Source organism: Kitasatospora sp. NPDC056076 (assembly GCF_042266305.1).
GTDB lineage: Bacteria > Actinomycetota > Actinomycetes > Streptomycetales > Streptomycetaceae > Kitasatospora.
In genome coordinates, this window is record NZ_JBHJWG010000035.1 from 16983 (window position 1) to 33351 (window position 16369).

A 16369-nucleotide genomic window follows, 5' to 3' on the forward strand; every position below is an offset into this window, starting at 1 on the left:
GAAACCAAATCGTCATACTTTTGGAGTGTGGGGTAGGTCGCAGGGCGGTGCGCGCCGCGCGGGGGCGGCCGTCTACCCTGGGCGGATGGAGATCCAGGGGCTGCCCGGCCGGGTGCTTGACGAGCTCGGGCCGGCGATCGCGTCCGGGGAGCTCCCCGAGGGCGCGGTGCTGCGCGCGGAGGACCTGGAGGAACGGTTCGGGGTGTCCCGGACGGTCGTCCGGGAGGCGGTGCGCGTCCTGGAGGGGATGCGCCTGGTGGCGTCCCGCCGGCGGGTCGGGATCACCGTCCAGCCGAAGTCGGTCTGGGACGTCTTCGACCCCATGGTGATCCGCTGGCGGCTGGCCGGCGCCGACCGGCCCGCCCAACTGCGCTCGCTCGGCTCCCTGCGGGTGGCCGTCGAACCGGCCGCGGCCGCGCTCGCCGCGAGCCACGCCAGCGACGACGACCGGCGCGAACTCAGCTCGCTGGCCGTGGAGTTGACGGTCGCCGCCCGGGAGGCCGACCTCACCACCTTCCTCGGGTACGACATCGCCTTCCACGCCCTCGTGCTGCGCGCCTCCGGGAACGAGATGTTCGCCCACCTCGGCGACACCGTCGGGGCGGTGCTCACCGGCCGGACCGAGTACCATCTGATGCCCCATCAGCCCGAGCCGTACGCGATCAGGCTGCACCGGGAGGTCGCCGACGCGATCTGCGGCGGCGACGCCGCGCACGCCGAACGGGCGATGCGGACGATCGTCACCGGCGCCCTGGAGGAGCTCGACCAGCAGTTGGGGTGAGCTCCCGCCGCCGCCTGCCCGGATGGCACGGTTTGACGGCAGTTCGGTGGATTCGGACGCATGGTCCGGGTTCGGCGGGGGCAGAGTGAGGTGAAGGGGGCGCAATTCGTGTGCGCCCGTTCCCCGTTCCAGCACCGGATCCGCGCCTGGGGGTCGCCCGATGTCCGCGCCACGCCGTCGCCGCCGCCTGCCCGACGAAGTGCGCTCCGCCGCAGTCCGGGCGGTGCTCTGCCTCTCCTTCACACTGGTGGGCGTGGTCGTCGCGACCCTGGCCTCGTACGCGGGCAGTTGGCTGATGACACCCGCGCTGATGGCCATGGGGCTGGGGGTGTTCGGCACGATGTGGTGCCTGCTGGAGATCCTGATCTCCCGCCAGGTGGCCGCCCAGCGGATGCGCGGGCCGAACTCCGCGCACCCGATGGCGGGCAGCCGGGCCGCCCCCGAACCGCTGGCGCCCCGCCCGTTCCCCCGGCCGGGCAGCGCGCCGCAGCAGCCCTACCGGTCGCAGCAACCTCCGCAGTCGCCGCAGCATCCGCAGGCGCAGGCGCCGACCACGTGGCCGGGCGGGGGCCGACGGACCGTCAGATGACGATCCGGTAGTGGGTGGTGAGCCGGGAGTCCCCGTCCAGGACGTGGAAGGCGAGCATCGGCGGGTGGTCGAAGGTGATGCCGCGGCCGCCCTCGCAGGGCAGGGTGGTGGTGGACACCACGCCGGGCGCGACCAGCACCGGAAGGCCCGCGAAGGTGGTCGCGGCGGGGGTGTGGGAGTGGCCGCAGAGCAGGGCGGCCACCCGGGGGTGGCGGCGGAGCACCCGTGCGAGCCGGACCTCGCCGTACTGGCGGATCCGGTCCACGCTCGGGACGTGCAGCTCGACCGGCGGGTGGTGGAAGGCCACCAGGGCCGGCGACTCCTGCTCTCCGGAGGCGAGTCGGTCGTCCAGCCAGTCCAGGGTGGCGTCCGCCAGCAGGCCGTCGTGCTGCCCGGGTATCGAGGAGTCGAGCATCAGCACGTCGACGCCGGGCAGCCGGTGCAGCCGGTTGACCGGGTCCGTCGACGGCGCCTCGCCGAGCAGCACCTCCCGGTACGGCTCCCGGACGTCGTGGTTGCCGGGGCAGGTGAGCACCGGGTGCCGGGACGCCAGCACCTCGGCGACCTGGCGGTACTCCTCGGGCGAGCCGTGGTCGGCGAGGTCGCCGGTGACCAGCACCGCGTCCAGCGGGCCGGGCAGGGCGTCGAGGTACGCCATCACCTGCTCGGCCCGCCGCCGGGCGCGCTTGCCGCCGTCCCGACGGTGGACCTGGCCGAGGTGGATGTCACTGAGGTGCGCGATCGTCAGCATGGCGGTCACGCTAATGACTTCACGGCTGGGCGGGAACCTCCGCCGGGCGCTTGAACATCCGGGTGGCGGTGATCTCGCCGTGGATGGTCGGGCCGTCCGGGTCCTGCGGGGCGGGCAGGCCCGGGCGCAGGTGCTCCTCCACCGAGATGTACTTGAGGCCGGCCCGCAGGTCGGCGTCGTTGCGCAGGCGGATCACCAGCGGGAACTCGGCGAGCGCCGTGGTGTCGAACAGGCCGGTGGTGTAGATCAGTTGGACGCCGAGCGCGTCCGCCACCGCGCGCTGGAGCTCCAGCAGGTAGGTGGCGTTGGCGCGGCCGATCGGGTTGTCGAGGAACAGCGTGCCGGCGTGCCGCAGTTGGGACTGGCCGCGGTCGTTGGCGCGCAGCGCGGCCATCGTGCAGTAGAGCGCGATGGCGGCGGTGAGCAGCTGGCCGCCGGAGAAGACGTCGGACATCTGGCCGACGCTCACCCGCTCGGCGCGCAGCACCGCGTCGGGCTTGAGGATCTCGACGCTGACGCCCTTGGGGCCGATCGCGGCGGCAACGCCGCGCAGCAGCAGGGACATGCCGTCGCGGCGCAGGTCGCTGTTCTTCCGGACGGCGGCACGGGTGGCCTCGTCGATGACCTCGCCGAGGCGCTCCACCAGGGTGGTGTGGTCCGGGTCCTCGAAGCGGATCCGCAGGAACTCCTGGCCGGACCACTCCCCCAGGCCCTCGGGCAGCCGGGACAGCCGCTGGGCGGCCCGCAGGGTGGTGAGCGAGGACTCGACCAGTCCGCGCAGCCGGTCGACGATCGAGCCGCGGTTGCGCTCCAGCTGGGTGAGCTCGTCGGTGAGCACCCGCAGCCGGGGGGCGAAGGCGGTGGCCCAGGCGGCCGCGTGCTCGGGCAGCGCGGACGCGGGCAGTTCGCGGATCTGCTGGCGGGCGGGGGTGCGGACGGCCTCGTAGCGGGCCGCGTTGGCGTGCCGGACCAGCGCGTCGGAGGCGTCCCGGACGGCGAGTTCGGCGGAGGACAGCTCGCCGACGGCCGTGCGCAGGGCTCGGCGGGCGTCGGTGGAGGCGTTGCGGGCCTCGGGCAGCGAGCCGAGGTAGGGCTCGACCGGTCGGCCGTCCTCCTCCTGCTGCTCGCGCAGGCCGTCGCGCAGCTGGCCGGCCAGCTCGTCGAAGTCGGCGGCGGCGGACTGGGCGGCGTCGAAGGTGCGCTGGAGGTCGGCGTGCGCGGTGCGGGCGGTGTCGACGGCCTCGCGGCACTCGGCGAGCCGGCCGGTGGCCGTGCGCAGCAGGACCTGGGCGTGCTCGGGGTCGGCCGGGACGAGTTCCTCGGGCAGTTCGGTGTGTGCCTCGCCGTCGGCCGGGGCGGAGCGCTCGGCCTCGCCGCGCAGGCGGCCGAGCTGCTCGCTGGCGGCGGCGGAGCGGGCCTCGATGGTGGCGACCAGCTCCTCGGCGCGGGCCGCGGCGGCCTGGCGGGCGGGGCCGTCGGCGCCGTCGGGGCTGCCGAGGAGTTCCTCGGCGCGGGTGCGGACCTTGTTGGTGAGGCGGTCGAGCTCGGTCGCGGCGGCGGCCTCGTCGCCCTCGGCGCGGGCCTGCTCGGCGCGCAGGTCGGCGCCGACGCCGACCTTCTCGTACAGCTGGGAGGCGGCCCGGTAGGCCTCGCGCAGGGCGGGCAGCGCGGCGGGGGCGGTCTGCTCGGCGGGCTCGTCGGCCTGCTCGGCGGCGGGGATCTCGGCGCGTTCGGCGCGCAGCGCGCGCACGGTGCGGCGGGCGTCGTCGGCGGCGCGCTGGGCGGCGCGGCGGTCCTCGTCGCAGGTGCGGGCGCGTTCGGCGCAGACGGCCTGGCGGCGGTCGCACTCGGCGGCGTCCTCGGCGAGTTCGCGCTGGCGGCGGGCCCAGGTGGCGCGCTCGCGCAGCCGGAAGGCGAGGCCGGAGAGGGCGTCGGCGCGGCGGCGGGCGCGCTGGGCGGCCTCCCGGTGCTCCTCGTGGGCGGAGGCGGCGGCCGCGTGGTCGGTCTCGGCCTCGTCGTGGTCGGAGCGCAGGGTGGCCAGGGCGGCGGCGGCCTGCTCGGCGTGCTCGCGGCCGGCCTCGGCGGCGGCGGCGAGTTCGGCGAGGGTGCCGGGCGGGCAGCTGGCGTGCCAGGAGGCGAGCCGGGCGGCGAGGGCGCGGTCGGCGCCGAGCCGGCCGGCGAGTTCGCGGATGTGCTCCTCGCGGGCGGCGGCGCGGGCGCGCAGTTCGCGGCGCTCGCCGTCGGCGGCGGACTCGTCGTGCATGGCCGGGTTCGGCGGCACCAGGAAGAAGGCGGGCCGGTCGGTGATCGGGGCGATCAACGAGGCGGCGGCGCCGACGGCGACGGTGGAGCGCGGCAGCAGGGCGGCGGCCTGGAGGGCCTCGCGGGCGCGCTCCAGCGAGGCCGGGTCGGTGACGACCACGCCGTCCACCAGTTCGGGGCGGGCGGCGAGGATCGCCTCGTGGTCGGCGGGGTCGACGGACTGGGCGAGGTAGCGCCAGCCGGGCAGGGCGGGGATGCCGTGCTCGGCGAGGTACTCGACGGTGGCCAGCACGTCGGGGCCGGGCGGCAGCAGGCCGCCGTCGCCGAGGGCGGCGAGGATGCGGGAGTCGTCGGCGGCGGCGGTGCGCAGGTCGAACAGGGTGCGTTCGGCGGTGGCGATGGCCTCGTCGAGGAGTTCGCGCAGGTACTCGGCGTTGCGGTCGAGCACGGCGGGGGTGAGGAAGCCGGCGTCCTCCTCGGCCTCTTCTTGGTACGGGGTGAGGGAGAGCAGGTCGGCGAGGCGCTGCTCGGTGGCGAGCAGGGCGGCGGTGCGCTGCTCGGCGGCCAGCGCGCGGGCCGCGTCCTTGCGGGCGTCGCCCGCCCGTTCGGCGGCGAGTTCGGCGCGGGAGGTGGCGGCGGCGGCCTCCCGCAGCCGGGTGGCGCAGGCCTCCGCGACGGTCCGGGCCTGGGCGAGGGCCGCGGCGGCGGCCTGCTCCACGTCGGCGGCGTGCAGGGCGGCGCGGGCCGGGTCCGCGTCGCCGTCGGAGTCGATGAACCCGGCCTCGACGGCGGCCTCGGTCTCCTGCTCGACCTCGGCGAGGCGCTGGCGCAGGTGCTCGGCCTCGCTGCGGGCCTTCTGGGCGGCGGTGGCGGCCTCGGTGGCGGCGGACTGGGCCTTGCCGCCGTCCTCCTGGAGCTCGCTCGCGCGCTGCTCCTCGGTGTCGGCGCGGGTCTCGGCGGCCGTGGCGGCGGCTTCCAGGGCGCGGGCGAGCGCGCCGGCGGCGCGGGCGCGGGCGGCGAGCGCCGGGGCGGCGTCCAGTTCGGCCTCGCGGATGGCGACGGCGACCCGGGCGACCCGGTCGGCGGCGGCGCGCTGGCGCAGCACGGCCTCGGCGGCCTGCCAGGCGGAGTGCAGGGTGCGGGCGTCGATGAGTTCGCGGCGCAGGGTGGCGGCCTCGGCGGTGGCCGCGGCGAGGCTCAGGGTGGCGTGCCGGTGGGTGAGTTCGTCGGCGATCAGGCTGTGCCGGGTGCGGTCGGACTCGGCGGCGGTGACGGCGCTCACGGCGGCGGCGACCTCGATGGCGAGGTCCTGGGCGCGGTCGCGTTCGGCGGCGGCGCGGGAGGTGAGGGCGTGGGCGAGGCGGCGGGCGCGGCGTTCGGCGGTGCGGTGCGCCTCGCGGACGGTCTCGCGGGCGGCGGTGGCCCCGACGATGCGTTCCAGCAGGTCGAGCGAGCCGGCGGTGAAGTCGCGTTCGGCGGTGAGTTCGGAGCGCAGGCCGAGCTTGGCGGCGAAGCCGTGGACGAGGTCGGCCAGGCCGTCGGTGTCCCGGGTGTCGGTGACGGCGCGCAGCAGCAGGTCGGTGAAGTCCTTGTCCTGCTTGACCGCGAAGAGGCCGGCCGCCTCGCCCTCGTCGGCGTTCATCTCGCGCTGGTAGCGGAAGAGTTCGGGGTCGAGGCCGAGTTCGCCGAGGTGTTCGGTCCAGCGGTCGTGGCCGTCCTCGAAGACCAGGTCGAGGTGGGGGTGGGCCTTGCCGGCCTCGGTGAGGGCGTCGCGGAAGCCCTTCATGGTGCGGCGGCGGCCGCGGGCCTTCTGGTCGCCGACCAGGCTGACCCGTTCGGCGACGGGGAGCGAGTCGAGGGTGAGGCCGGGGCCGGGGCGGAAGGAGTACCAGGTCTCGGCGAACTTGCGCGGGTCGGAGGAGACCTGGCGGCCGCGCCACTCGCTGACCTTGCCGACCACGATCGGTTCGCCGGTGACGGTGTGCTGCCACTCCAGGGCGACGTGGCCGCAGTCGTCGGCGAGCAGGAACTTGCGCAGCACGCCGGAACTGGCGCCGCCGAGGGTGTTGCGGTGGCCGGGGAGCATCACCGAGAAGATCAGCTTGAGCAGGACGGACTTGCCGCCGCCGTTCTCCAGGAAGAGCACGCCGGCCGGGGCGGGGCGGCGGACCGGGCCCTCGGTGTCCTCGCCGAACAGGCCGATCTGCTGCGGGGCCGGGTCGGCGACGGGCTCGCCGACGCCGCGCAGGTCGAGCACCGTGTCGGCGTAGCGCGCGCCGGCCGGTCCGATCGAGTAGAGGCGGACCCGGTTGAGCTCGTACATGTGCGGCGGTTCTCCGTGCGTCTTATGGGGTTGTCAGAGCGATCAGAGCGAGTGGAACGGCAGGCCGGCGTCGGCGACCAGCTCGTCGCCGGTGTCCGGCGGCAGCAGGCTGGCGGTGCCGTCGGAGACCGGGACGATGCCGAGGTCGAGCAGTTCGGCCATCGCGGCGCCGCCGGCCAGGTCGCGGACCTGGAGCTGGTAGCGGGCGGTGGTGCGGTAGGTGCCGCCGGAGTCGTCGGAGACCTTCTGCAGGAAGCCGGAGTCGACCAGGAACATCACCGCCTTGGCCACGATGCCGATGGTGGAGCCGGAGAGCCGGCGGGCGTCCTTGGTGGCGCCGGTGGCGGTGCGCCGGGCCCAGACCCGCCAGGCGGCCTCCAGCCCGGGGGCGTCGCTGGCCGGGTCGGTGTTGGCGCCCTCGGCGTCGGCCTGCTCCTCCAGGCGGCGGCAGGCCTGGCGGACGAAGGAGTCGACGCCGTTGACGGTGATCCGGCCGAGGTAGCCGTCGTCGGCGAGGTCCTCGGGGCGGGGGAAGGCCATCGCGGCGACGGCAAGGTGGGCCAGTCCGTGCAGGAAGCGGTCGGTGGACTCGGAGGCGGCGCGGCGCGAGTAGTCGCCCATCCGGACGGCGAACAGCGACTCCTCGGCGGCGGCGACGGCCATGCCGGCCCGCGGCGAGACCTCCAGGACCACCAGGCCCATGCCGGTGGCGACGGCGTCGGCGAGGCGGGCGAACGGCGGGTCCTCGCGGTGGCGGCGGACGAGTTCGGCGTACTCGGCGTCGCGGGCGGGGAGCAGCTTGGCCTGGAGGCCGAAGGAGACCAGCCGGGCGGCGTCGGCGACGTCGGCCGGGGTGATCGGCGCGGGGGCCGCGGGTTCGGTCTCGGCCGCCCAGGACGTGTCGTGGTGGGTCGTCACGGGCGGTGCTCCTCGGGGGTGGCGCGGTGGTGGTGGTTCGTCAACGTGGGTGCCTGTGGGTGTCGCGGCCGGGCCGGTCAGCCGGCGTCCTTGCGGTCGGCGGCCATGCCGACCGCGTCGAGCAGGGCGCTGCCGACGATCAGGTCGGCGCCGCCGAACTCCCGGTCGCGCAGCGGGGTGCCGTCGTCCACGGCGAACAGCAGCCGCTCCTCGCCCTGGCGGTAGGCGGTGCCGACCGGCGGGCTGGCCGCGTGCACGGCCAGCAGGGCGACCAGGTACGGGAGTTCCGGGTCCTGCCTGCGGGCGTCGGCGAGCAGGCCGGAGAGCCGGCGGGGGGCGTCCGGGGGCAGGTCGAGCAGGACCTGGGCGGCTTCCAGCTGGGCCTCGGAGAAGCGGCTGTCGTCCGGGGTGGCGACGAGGTCCGGGTCGGGCAGTTCGGCGCCGAGGTGCTCGCGCTCGACCGGCGGGGTGAGCAGCAGGTCGACCAGGTCGGCGACCCGGACCGAGACGGGGGTGCGCAGGCCGGCGCCGCGGGCGAAGAAGGCGCCGGTGGGCCGGACGGCCTGCTCCACCGGGAGCCGCAGCACGGGGGCCAGCAGCTGGCCGTACAGGTCGATGCCGCTGCGGGCGCCGGGGGCGGCGAAGGCCTGCCGGTCCTGCTCGGCGCGGAACAGCGGCCCGGCCTCCAGCAGCCGGGTCTGGAGCTGGGTGTGGCGGCGGATGCAGTCCTTGACGATGTCGACCAGTTCGGCGGCGCGGCGCTTGTGCTCCTGGTCCTCGGCCTCGTCGCGGGCCTTGCGGATGTTGGTGAGAATCGCGTTCTCGTGCCGGTAGCGGTCGGCGATGTGGTCCAGCGCCTCGTCGATGAGGTCGGGGACGGCCTGCATCCAGTCGACCGCGCGGACGTTGCGGCGGGTGGCGTCGAGGGCGCGGCGCAGCGTCTCGGCGTACTGGACGGTGCGGTAGCGGGCCTGTTCGGCGGCGAGCTGGGCGTCGGCCAGGCGGCCGCGGCGGATCAGCACCTCCAGCTTGACCTCGGCGGCGATCTGGGCCGAGGTGACGTCGGTGTCGAGCGCGCCGACCAGGACGTTGACCGCCTCGTCGGTGGTGCGCAGGTAGACACCGCCGTCGGGGCCGGGGACCTCCTCGATCAGCTTGAAGTCGTAGTCCCGGCGGACGTACTCGCCGTCGGCGCCGAAGGTGCCGTAGACGGCGCGGAAGCCGCGGTCCACGCTGCCGACGTTGATCAGCGACTCCAGCACCCAGCGGGCGACCCGCTCGTGCTCGGGGGCGGGCCGGCGCGGGGCCTGGGCGGCAACCCGGGGCAGCATCCGGGCGAGCACTATCTCGCGGTCGGCCCCGGTGTCGAAGTCCATGTGCAGGGTGACCAGGTCGATCGCGGCGAGGCCGACCTCGGCCATCGCGTAGCCGCCGTACTCGCCGGCCAGGTTGACCTTGCGGTTGTCCAGGTCGTGCAGCGGGGCGGTGCAGGCCAGCGCCTTGAGCCGGCGGGCCAGGCCCTCGTCGGCGGCGGGGCCGGGCGCGGGCCGCGGTGCGGGCACGGCGGCGCCGGCGGCCGGGCGGAGGCCGGGCTCGGTGGGCGGGTCAGCGATGACGGTCACGGTGGACAAGATTAGAGGTTCGCACCGACATCGACCGAAACGGACCTTGTGGACGGGCGGAGCGGCAGCTGGGCGGCGGTCCCCGGGGCCGAAACGGAACGGGGTTTCGACGGGATTCCGCCATTCTCGAACGGTCATGCGAGAAAACCGTGAGGTCAGCGCGATGGTTCGGTGATGATCGACCCATGATCACCCGACTGGCGAAAGCCGGCCTCGCCGCCGCGCTGTCCGTGACCGTCCTCAGCACCGGTGCCGCCGTCGCCGCGGCGGCCCCCGGGGCATCCTCCGCGTCGACCTCCGCCCAGCACGTGACCGTGTCGCAGAGCGGGAACTACCCCGGCGGCATCTTCACCTCCGGCAACATGTCGGCGAGCTGGACCTCCGCCGGCACCGCCGACCTGACCGGGCCGACCCACTTCACCGTCGACCTGCCGCCGGGCGTCACCACCGACGGCGCGATGTTCTACTCCACGCCGTACGACTACACCTTCACCGAGACCCTCTCCCCCGACGGCCGCCACCTGGAGGCCGTGCTCACCGGCACCCGGGTGGTCGGGAAGAGCGAGTTCATGAAGCTCAACCTGCGCACCACCCCGGGCGTGCCGATCGCCGGCGTGATCACGGTCACGGCCGCCAACCCCAACGACACCGACCCGACCGGGCACGTCTCCCGGTACGACCTCGGCAGCCGCGGCTACCTGCCGGCCACCGTCCAGGCCGCCCCGGCCGTCAGCGGCCTCGGCACCACCACCGGCCCGGGCACCGGCGGCACCGCGGTGACCGTCAACGGCAGCAACCTGTCCAACGGCATGGTGCTGGTCGGCGGCGTGCCCGCGCCGGGCACCTGCACCGACACCGCCTGCACGGTGACCACCCCCGGCGGATCGGGCAGCGCCCCGGTCAGCGTGGTGACCCCCGGCGGCACGGCCGCCTCCCCGGTCGCCTTCGACTACACCGGCGCCGCACCGGCGGCGCCGCCCGCGCCGGTGGTGAGCAACCTGACCACCAAGAGCGGGCCGGTGGCCGGCGGGACCCAGGTGTACCTCCAGGGCACCAACCTGACCTACGGCTCGATCACCTTCGGCGGGGTGCCGGCCGCGCACGTCTCCTGCGGGCCGTCCTTCTGCTCGGCGACCTCCCCGGCGGGCACCGCGGCCGGGCCGGTGGACGTGGTGCTCACCACGGCGGGCGGCACCAGCGCGCCGGTGACGTTCACGTACACGGCGTAGCCGCTCCCCCTCCCGGTGCCCGGGTGCCGCTTCGGCGCCCGGGCACCGGTGCGTCCGGGGGCGGTCGCGAGGGGGTCGCGAGGGGGCCGCGAGGGGGCCGCGAGGGGGCGGCCGCCCGAGGGTCGCCGGCTTCCCGGGGGCCGCGTTGAACACGTTCAAATCCCGGGTCTAGAGTCGGCCGTACGCAGACGGGACAAGGCCCGTCTGCACAACCGGCATGGGCGCGCGCCCGGCGCGCGCGGGAGGTGTGCGTGATGGACGGCGATCCTGCGGTCATCCTGCGGCGGGTCCGGCGCTGGCTCGGGTTCTTCCTGGTCTGCCTGGTGCTGAGCGGCCTGACCGCCTTCCCGCTGGAGACCGAGACCGGCTGGCTGGTCGACCTCGCCTCCGGCCCGGCCGCCCCGCTGGCCGACCGCTTCCCGGGCGCCGCGGCCTGGTTCGAGCGGGTGCACACCGGCCTCGTCGAGACCAACCGGAGCTACCCCTTCCTGGCGTACGGCAGCGACTGGCTGGCCTTCGCCCACCTGGTGATCGGCGCCGCCTTCTGGGGGCCGCTCAAGGACCCGGTCCGCAACATCTGGGTGATCCGCTGGGCGGTGCTCGCCTGCGGCGCGGTGATCCCGCTGGCGCTGATCTGCGGACCGCTGCGCGGCATCCCGCTGGCGTGGCGATTCATCGACATGTCGTTCGGCGTCTTCGGTGTCGTTCCGCTGCTGATCGTGCTCCGCGCCCTGCGCCCGCTGGAACGTTCCTTCCAGGAACGCCTTGCCGCGAACTGAGCCGACCGCCCCGGGGTGCCGCCCCGGGGCGCGTGCGTGCAGGCTGCGCGCCGGTGGGCCCGTCAGCCGTCCGGGTGACGGGCAACGGGCTTCACCGCCAGGCCCTACCATCTGGCTCAACAGCTGCTGGGAGGCGGACGGGCGTGGCCGATGCGGTGATCGATCTCAATGCGGACCTCGGCGAGGGGTTCGGACGCTGGACCCTGACCGACGACGAGGCCCTGCTCTCCGTGGTGACCAGCGCCAACGTCGCCTGCGGCTTCCACGCCGGGGACCCGTCCACGATGCGCCGGGTCTGCGCGCTGGCCGCCGAACGCGGCGTCCGGATCGGCGCCCAGGTCTCCTACCGCGACCTCGCGGGCTTCGGCCGCCGCGCCATGGACGTCCCACCGGAGGAACTCGCCGACGAGATCGCCTACCAGATCGGCGCCCTCCAGGTCTTCGCCCGGGCCGCCGGCTCCCGGGTCTCCTACGTCAAACCGCACGGCGCGCTCTACAACCGGGTGGTCTCCGACTCCGAGCAGGCCGAGGCCGTGGTGGCCGGGGTGCTGCGGGCCGGCGCGGTCTGCGACGGGCCGCTGCCCGTCCTCGGACTGCCCGGCTCCCGGCTGCTCGCCGTCGCCGAGGGGGTCGGACTGCCGGTGGTCGCCGAGGCCTTCGCCGACCGCGCCTACACCTGGGCCGGCACCCTCGTACCGCGCCGCGAGCCCGACGCGGTGGTGCACGACCCCGAAACGGTCATCACCCGGGCCGTCGGGATCGCCCGGGACCGCGCGGTGGAGGCCGTCGGCGGCGACCGGATCGCCGTCGAGGCCCGCTCGCTGTGCGTCCACGGCGACACCCCCGGCGCCGCCCAGCTCGCCTGGCGGATCCGTGGGGCGCTCGCCTCGGCCGGGGTGCGGGTCGAGGCGTTCGCGTGACGGGCGGCGCCGGGGAGCGGCCCGGCGGGGAACGGCTCGGCGGGGATCCGCTCGGCGCGGGCCCGGCGGTGCGGCGGGTCGGCGAGCGGGCGCTACTGGTCGAGCTCCCGGGGACGGCCGAGGTCGCCGCGCTGTACGGCTGGCTGCGCGACCGGCAGACCGGCGGGGAGCTCGGCGAGGTCGGCGAGATCGTGCCCGCCGCCCGCACCGTCCTGCTGGACGAGGTCGCGGACGTCACCGCGCTGGCGGCGCTGCTGCGCACCGCCCGCCCGACGGCGGCCACGACCGCGGGCGGGCCGCTGGTGGAGATCCCGACCGTGTACGACGGCGCCGACCTCGCGGAGGTCGCGGCCCGCTGGGGCGTCTCCGCCGAGGCGGCCGTACGGATCCACACCGAGCCCGAGTACGTGGTCGCCTTCTGCGGCTTCGCCCCCGGCTTCGGCTACCTCACCGGACTGCCGCCGCGGTACGGGGTGCCGCGCCGGGCCACCCCGCGCAGCGCCGTCCCGACCGGCTCGGTGGCCCTGGCCGGGACGTACACCGGCGTCTATCCGAGCCCGTCCCCCGGCGGCTGGCAGCTGATCGGGCGGACGGCGCTGGCGCTCTGGGACCCGGCCCGGGAGCCGGCGGCCCTGCTGGCGCCGGGGGTACGGGTCCGGTTCACGGCGGTACGGGCCGCCGACCACCGTCCGGGACCTCTCCGGCCGTCCCGTCCGACCTAGGCCCTGTCCGGCCGACCTTGCCGGACAGGGCCTAGTCGGCCGTCTGCGCCGGTTCCCCGAGCGCGGTGGCGGCCGCCGCCGCGAAGCCGTCCGGGTTGTCGAGCATGATGGTGTGCCCGCAGTCCGGCACCGCCACCACCCGGACCCCGGCCGCGCGCAGGCCGTCGGCGTCCGCGGGGGCGTCCGCCTCCGGGTGGAGGAAGGTGCGCGGGAGGTCGAGTCCGAGCAGCAGGGCGCGCATGGTCGGCTCGCTGCCCCGGGCGAGGTGCACGGCGCTGCGGTGGAGGGCCTCGGGACCGGCCAGCCGCATGGTGGACCACCAGGACGGGCCGACCCGTTCGGCGACCTCCGCCCGGCCGCCGGCCAGGAACTCGGCCTCGGTGCGGGCCGCGATGCCGCTGCTGCCGATCCGCTCGGGGTCGGGGGCGATCGGGTCGAGGTTGGCGTCCACCAGGACCAGCCGGGAGACCAGCCCGGGGTGGCGGTGCGCCAGGACGATCGCGATCGCGCCGCCCATGCTGTGGGCGACCACCTCGACCTGCTGGAGCCCGGCCGCCGCGACGGCCGTGGCGACCGCGTCGGCGTGCTGCTCCAGGGTGTAGCCGAAGTCGGTGGGCCGGTCGCTGATCCCGAAGCCGAGCAGGTCGAGCAGCAGTGCGCGGCGCCCGGTGAGCAGCGGGTGGGCGGCGGCGGCCGCGAAGTGGACCGGCGAGCTGGCGCCGAGGCCGTGCAGGTAGAGCCGGGCGGGCTCGGCGCCGGGCAGCTCGACCCAGCGGATCCGGTCGCCGTTCGGGGTGACGGGGGCCTCGCGCACGTGCACACACTCCTGGGTCGGGTCGGGTCGGGTCGCTCGGCGGTTCCGGTTCGGGACTGCCGAGGCCAGACCATACCTCGAAGTCGAGGTACACCGGTATCGATATACCCGCGCACCGAGACACCGATCTGGGAGAGTGGCCCCATGCTCAAGCTCGCGATCCTCGGCTTCCTGTACGACCGCCCGCTGCACGGCTACGAACTGCGTCGCCACCTCGCCGCGCTCACCGGTCACATCCGCCCGATCAGCGACGGCTCGCTCTACCCCGCGATCAAGCGACTGGAGGCCGACGGCCTGCTGGTGCGCGAGACCGAGCCCGGCAGCGCCGCCGCGCCCCGGCACACCCTCCACCTGACCGGAGCCGGCCGCACCGCACTGCTCGACCGGCTCCGCGCGCCCGAGCCGCTCGACATCAGCGACGGCAACCGCTGGACCACCGTGGTCTCCTTCCTCCGCCACCTCGACGACCCGGCCGCCCAGGCCGCCGTGCTCCGCCGCCGGCTGACCTTCCTGTCCGAGCCGGCCAGCTTCTTCTACGAGGGCGAGCGCCCGCGCAGCGCCGAGGAGTTCGCCGACCCCTTCCGGCGCGGCCTGCTGCTCACCGCCCGGGCCACCACCGAGGCCGAACTCGCCTGGCTGCGCGCCACCTTGGCGGATCTGGAGCTCCTGACGGGCTGACCGAAAGCCGCCCGGAGCGCCTTCCCTCCCCGCCCCGCGCGTGTTCCGATGGCCCCCATGGGCAACGACTTGCACGAGAACGGCGGCGCGCACGGGCACGACGGGCGGCGTGAGGGCTACGAGGGCACGGGCGCGGGCGCGATCACCCCGGACGGCTGCGCGGTGGAGGTGTGGACCCGCCTCCCGGTGGGCGACGCCCCGGACGTGATCGAGGCGGCCGCCCCGCCCGGCGCCCGGATCCTCGAACTCGGCTGCGGCGTCGGCCGGATGACCCACCCGCTGGTCAAGCGCGGCTTCGCCGTGACGGCGGTGGACGAGTCCGCCGAGATGCTCGCCCGGGTGCGCCCGGAGGTCCGTACGGTGCGCAGCCCGATCGAGCGGTTAAACCTCGGCGAGCGCTTCGACGTCGTGCTGCTCGCCTCCTTCCTGGTGCACGCCGGCGATCCGGCCGTCCGCCAGGGCCTGTTGGAGACCTGCCGCCGCCACGTCGCCGGGGACGGCTGCGTCCTGGTGCAGCGCGAGGGCGAGGACTGGCACCGGAACGTGCCGCGGGAGAGCCGGATCGCCGGGACGGACGGGGTGGCCAGGATCCTCTCGGCGACACCGGTCGGTGCCGGGGTGAATTCGGTCCGGACGGAGTACGTCTTCCCGGACGGCACCTGGACCCAGACCTTCCTGTCCCGCCCGCTCTCGACGGCGGCCTTCGAGGAGGCCCTGGCGGACGCCGGGCTGCGGATCGAGACGTACCTGACGGACGATCGCACCTGGGTCCGGGCCCGGCCCGCCGGCTAGCCCGGCGCGGGCCGGGTGCGAGCCCGGTGCGAGCCGGGTGCGAGCCCGGTGCGAGCCCGGTGCGCAAAGTCCGATTAAAGGGTGAACAAAGAACTGTTACCTTCACCCCGTACCATCGGCCGCGCGCCGGGCCCGTGCGCGGCCCCGGGTCGCGCGGGTCGCGGTCGTCCGCACGCCCGCACGCCCGCTCCGACCCGCGAGGACCCGCCCATGCCGCACCCCCGCCACGCCCGCCCGATACCCCCGGCGGGTGTTCGGTGATCGACTGGTTCCACGGGGCCGTTCTCGGCCTGATCCAGGGGCTCACCGAGTTCCTGCCGATCTCCTCCAGCGCCCACCTGCGGGTGTTCTCGGCCCTGTTGGGCTGGGACGACCCGGGCGCCGCCTTCACCGCCGTGACCCAGCTCGGCACCGAGGCCGCCGTGCTGATCTACTTCCGCCGGGACATCGCCTCGATCGTCCGCACCTGGGCGCAGTCGCTGTTCCGCCCGGCGCTGCGCTCCGATCCGGACGCCCGGATGGGCTGGTTCGTGATCCTCGGGACGCTGCCGATCGGCGTCCTCGGCAAGCTGTTCCAGGACTCCATCGAGACCCACCTGCGCGACCTGCGGGTCATCGGCACCACGCTGATCGTGTTCGGCCTCGTCCTGGCCCTCGCGGACCGCACCCGCGCCGTCCGCCACGCCCGTCCGATCACCGACCTGACCCTGCCGCACGCGGCCGCCTACGGCTTCGCCCAGGCGCTGGCGCTGATCCCCGGGGTCTCCCGCTCCGGCGGCACGATCAGCGCGGGCCTGCTGCTCGGCTACAGCCGGGAGGCGGCGGCCCGCTACTCGTTCCTGCTCGCGATCCCGGCGGTGCTCGCCTCGGGGACGCTGGAGCTGTTCAAGATCGGCGAGGGCCCGGCGCCGGCCTGGGGTCCGACGATCCTGGCCACCCTGATCGCCTTCGCGGTCGGCTACGCGGCGATCGCCTGGTTCCTCAGGTACATCTCGAACAACAGTTTCCTGCCGTTCGTGGTGTACCGGGTGCTGCTCGGCGTTCTGATCATCGGTCTGGTGGCGGGCGGCGTGCTGGCGCCGGACGCGGGATCGGTCAAGTAGAACGCGGTTCCACCAGTGGCGCCGGAACGGCCCGGGAAAACGGTGGGCCGGGGCACCGACACGGTGCCCCGGCCCACCCGATACCG

The 16369-nt window shown here is 75.4% G+C and carries 14 protein-coding genes; 9 read left to right on the forward strand and 5 right to left on the reverse strand.

All coding sequences use genetic code 11. The annotated features are described in order from the left end of the window. Positions 1 to 85: 85 nt before the first annotated feature. Together ACFC1T_RS26200 and ACFC1T_RS26205 are read left to right on the forward strand one after the other, a co-directional pair. Positions 86 to 781, forward strand: a complete 696-nt coding sequence (locus ACFC1T_RS26200) for a FadR/GntR family transcriptional regulator (RefSeq protein ID WP_375892315.1) — start codon at positions 86 to 88, stop codon at positions 779 to 781. 160 nt (positions 782 to 941) lie between these two features. Continuing rightward, the gene (locus tag ACFC1T_RS26205) at positions 942 to 1370 is read left to right on the forward strand and encodes a hypothetical protein (RefSeq protein ID WP_375892317.1); all 429 of its coding nucleotides are present in this window, start codon (positions 942 to 944) and stop codon (positions 1368 to 1370) included. Here the strand turns inward: ACFC1T_RS26205 and ACFC1T_RS26210 are convergent. From ACFC1T_RS26210 to ACFC1T_RS26225, 4 genes are all read right to left on the reverse strand, one after another. Further along, on the reverse strand, positions 1363 to 2121 hold the full coding sequence (locus ACFC1T_RS26210) for a metallophosphoesterase (RefSeq protein ID WP_375892318.1): 759 nt from the start codon (positions 2119 to 2121) through the stop codon (positions 1363 to 1365). The genes ACFC1T_RS26205 and ACFC1T_RS26210 overlap by 8 nt on opposite strands. A 19-nt stretch (positions 2122 to 2140) precedes the next feature. Further along, positions 2141 to 6706 carry a hypothetical protein gene (locus tag ACFC1T_RS26215; RefSeq protein ID WP_375892320.1) on the reverse strand — a complete coding sequence of 1522 codons (4566 nt, stop codon included), beginning with the start codon at positions 6704 to 6706 and terminating at the stop codon, positions 2141 to 2143. A 42-nt stretch (positions 6707 to 6748) separates the two neighbouring features. Then, the gene (locus tag ACFC1T_RS26220; RefSeq protein WP_375892322.1) at positions 6749 to 7624 is read right to left on the reverse strand and encodes a hypothetical protein; all 876 of its coding nucleotides are present in this window, start codon (positions 7622 to 7624) and stop codon (positions 6749 to 6751) included. Between the two features lie 77 nt (positions 7625 to 7701). Next, positions 7702 to 9237 (reverse strand): hypothetical protein, encoded by a 1536-nt coding sequence (locus ACFC1T_RS26225; RefSeq protein WP_375892422.1) that lies wholly within the window; start codon positions 9235 to 9237, stop codon positions 7702 to 7704. Positions 9238 to 9431: 194 nt separating this feature from the next. On the opposite strand from ACFC1T_RS26225, the gene ACFC1T_RS26230 reads away from it, so the two are divergent. The 4 genes from ACFC1T_RS26230 to pxpB all read left to right on the forward strand — a co-directional run bounded on the left by ACFC1T_RS26230 (position 9432) and on the right by pxpB (position 12896). Continuing rightward, positions 9432 to 10475, forward strand: coding sequence for an IPT/TIG domain-containing protein (locus ACFC1T_RS26230; protein WP_375892323.1), 1044 nt, complete (start codon positions 9432 to 9434; stop codon positions 10473 to 10475). Between the two features lie 254 nt (positions 10476 to 10729). Then, positions 10730 to 11254 carry a hypothetical protein gene (locus tag ACFC1T_RS26235; protein WP_375892325.1) on the forward strand — a complete coding sequence of 175 codons (525 nt, stop codon included), beginning with the start codon at positions 10730 to 10732 and terminating at the stop codon, positions 11252 to 11254. A gap of 143 nt (positions 11255 to 11397) precedes the next feature. Further along, positions 11398 to 12174 (forward strand): LamB/YcsF family protein, encoded by a 777-nt coding sequence (locus tag ACFC1T_RS26240; protein ID WP_375892327.1) that lies wholly within the window; start codon positions 11398 to 11400, stop codon positions 12172 to 12174. A gap of 68 nt (positions 12175 to 12242) precedes the next feature. Continuing rightward, positions 12243 to 12896 carry a 5-oxoprolinase subunit PxpB gene (gene pxpB / locus ACFC1T_RS26245; protein ID WP_375892424.1) on the forward strand — a complete coding sequence of 218 codons (654 nt, stop codon included), beginning with the start codon at positions 12243 to 12245 and terminating at the stop codon, positions 12894 to 12896. 31 nt (positions 12897 to 12927) lie between these two features. On the opposite strand, the gene ACFC1T_RS26250 is transcribed toward pxpB, so the two are convergent. Continuing rightward, entirely contained in the window at positions 12928 to 13710 is a 783-nt protein-coding gene (locus ACFC1T_RS26250; RefSeq protein ID WP_375892329.1) for an alpha/beta fold hydrolase, read from the reverse strand. Positions 13711 to 13854: 144 nt separating this feature from the next. On the opposite strand from ACFC1T_RS26250, the gene ACFC1T_RS26255 reads away from it, so the two are divergent. From ACFC1T_RS26255 to ACFC1T_RS26265, 3 genes are all read left to right on the forward strand, one after another. Next, positions 13855 to 14388, forward strand: a complete 534-nt coding sequence (locus ACFC1T_RS26255; RefSeq protein ID WP_375892330.1) for a PadR family transcriptional regulator — start codon at positions 13855 to 13857, stop codon at positions 14386 to 14388. Positions 14389 to 14445: 57 nt separating this feature from the next. After that, a complete protein-coding gene (locus tag ACFC1T_RS26260; protein WP_375892332.1) occupies positions 14446 to 15180 on the forward strand; it encodes a class I SAM-dependent methyltransferase in 735 nt (244 codons plus the stop codon). A gap of 260 nt (positions 15181 to 15440) precedes the next feature. After that, positions 15441 to 16283: an undecaprenyl-diphosphate phosphatase gene (locus ACFC1T_RS26265; RefSeq protein WP_375892425.1), complete on the forward strand. Its 843-nt coding sequence runs from the start codon at positions 15441 to 15443 to the stop codon at positions 16281 to 16283. Positions 16284 to 16369 lie beyond the last annotated feature (86 nt).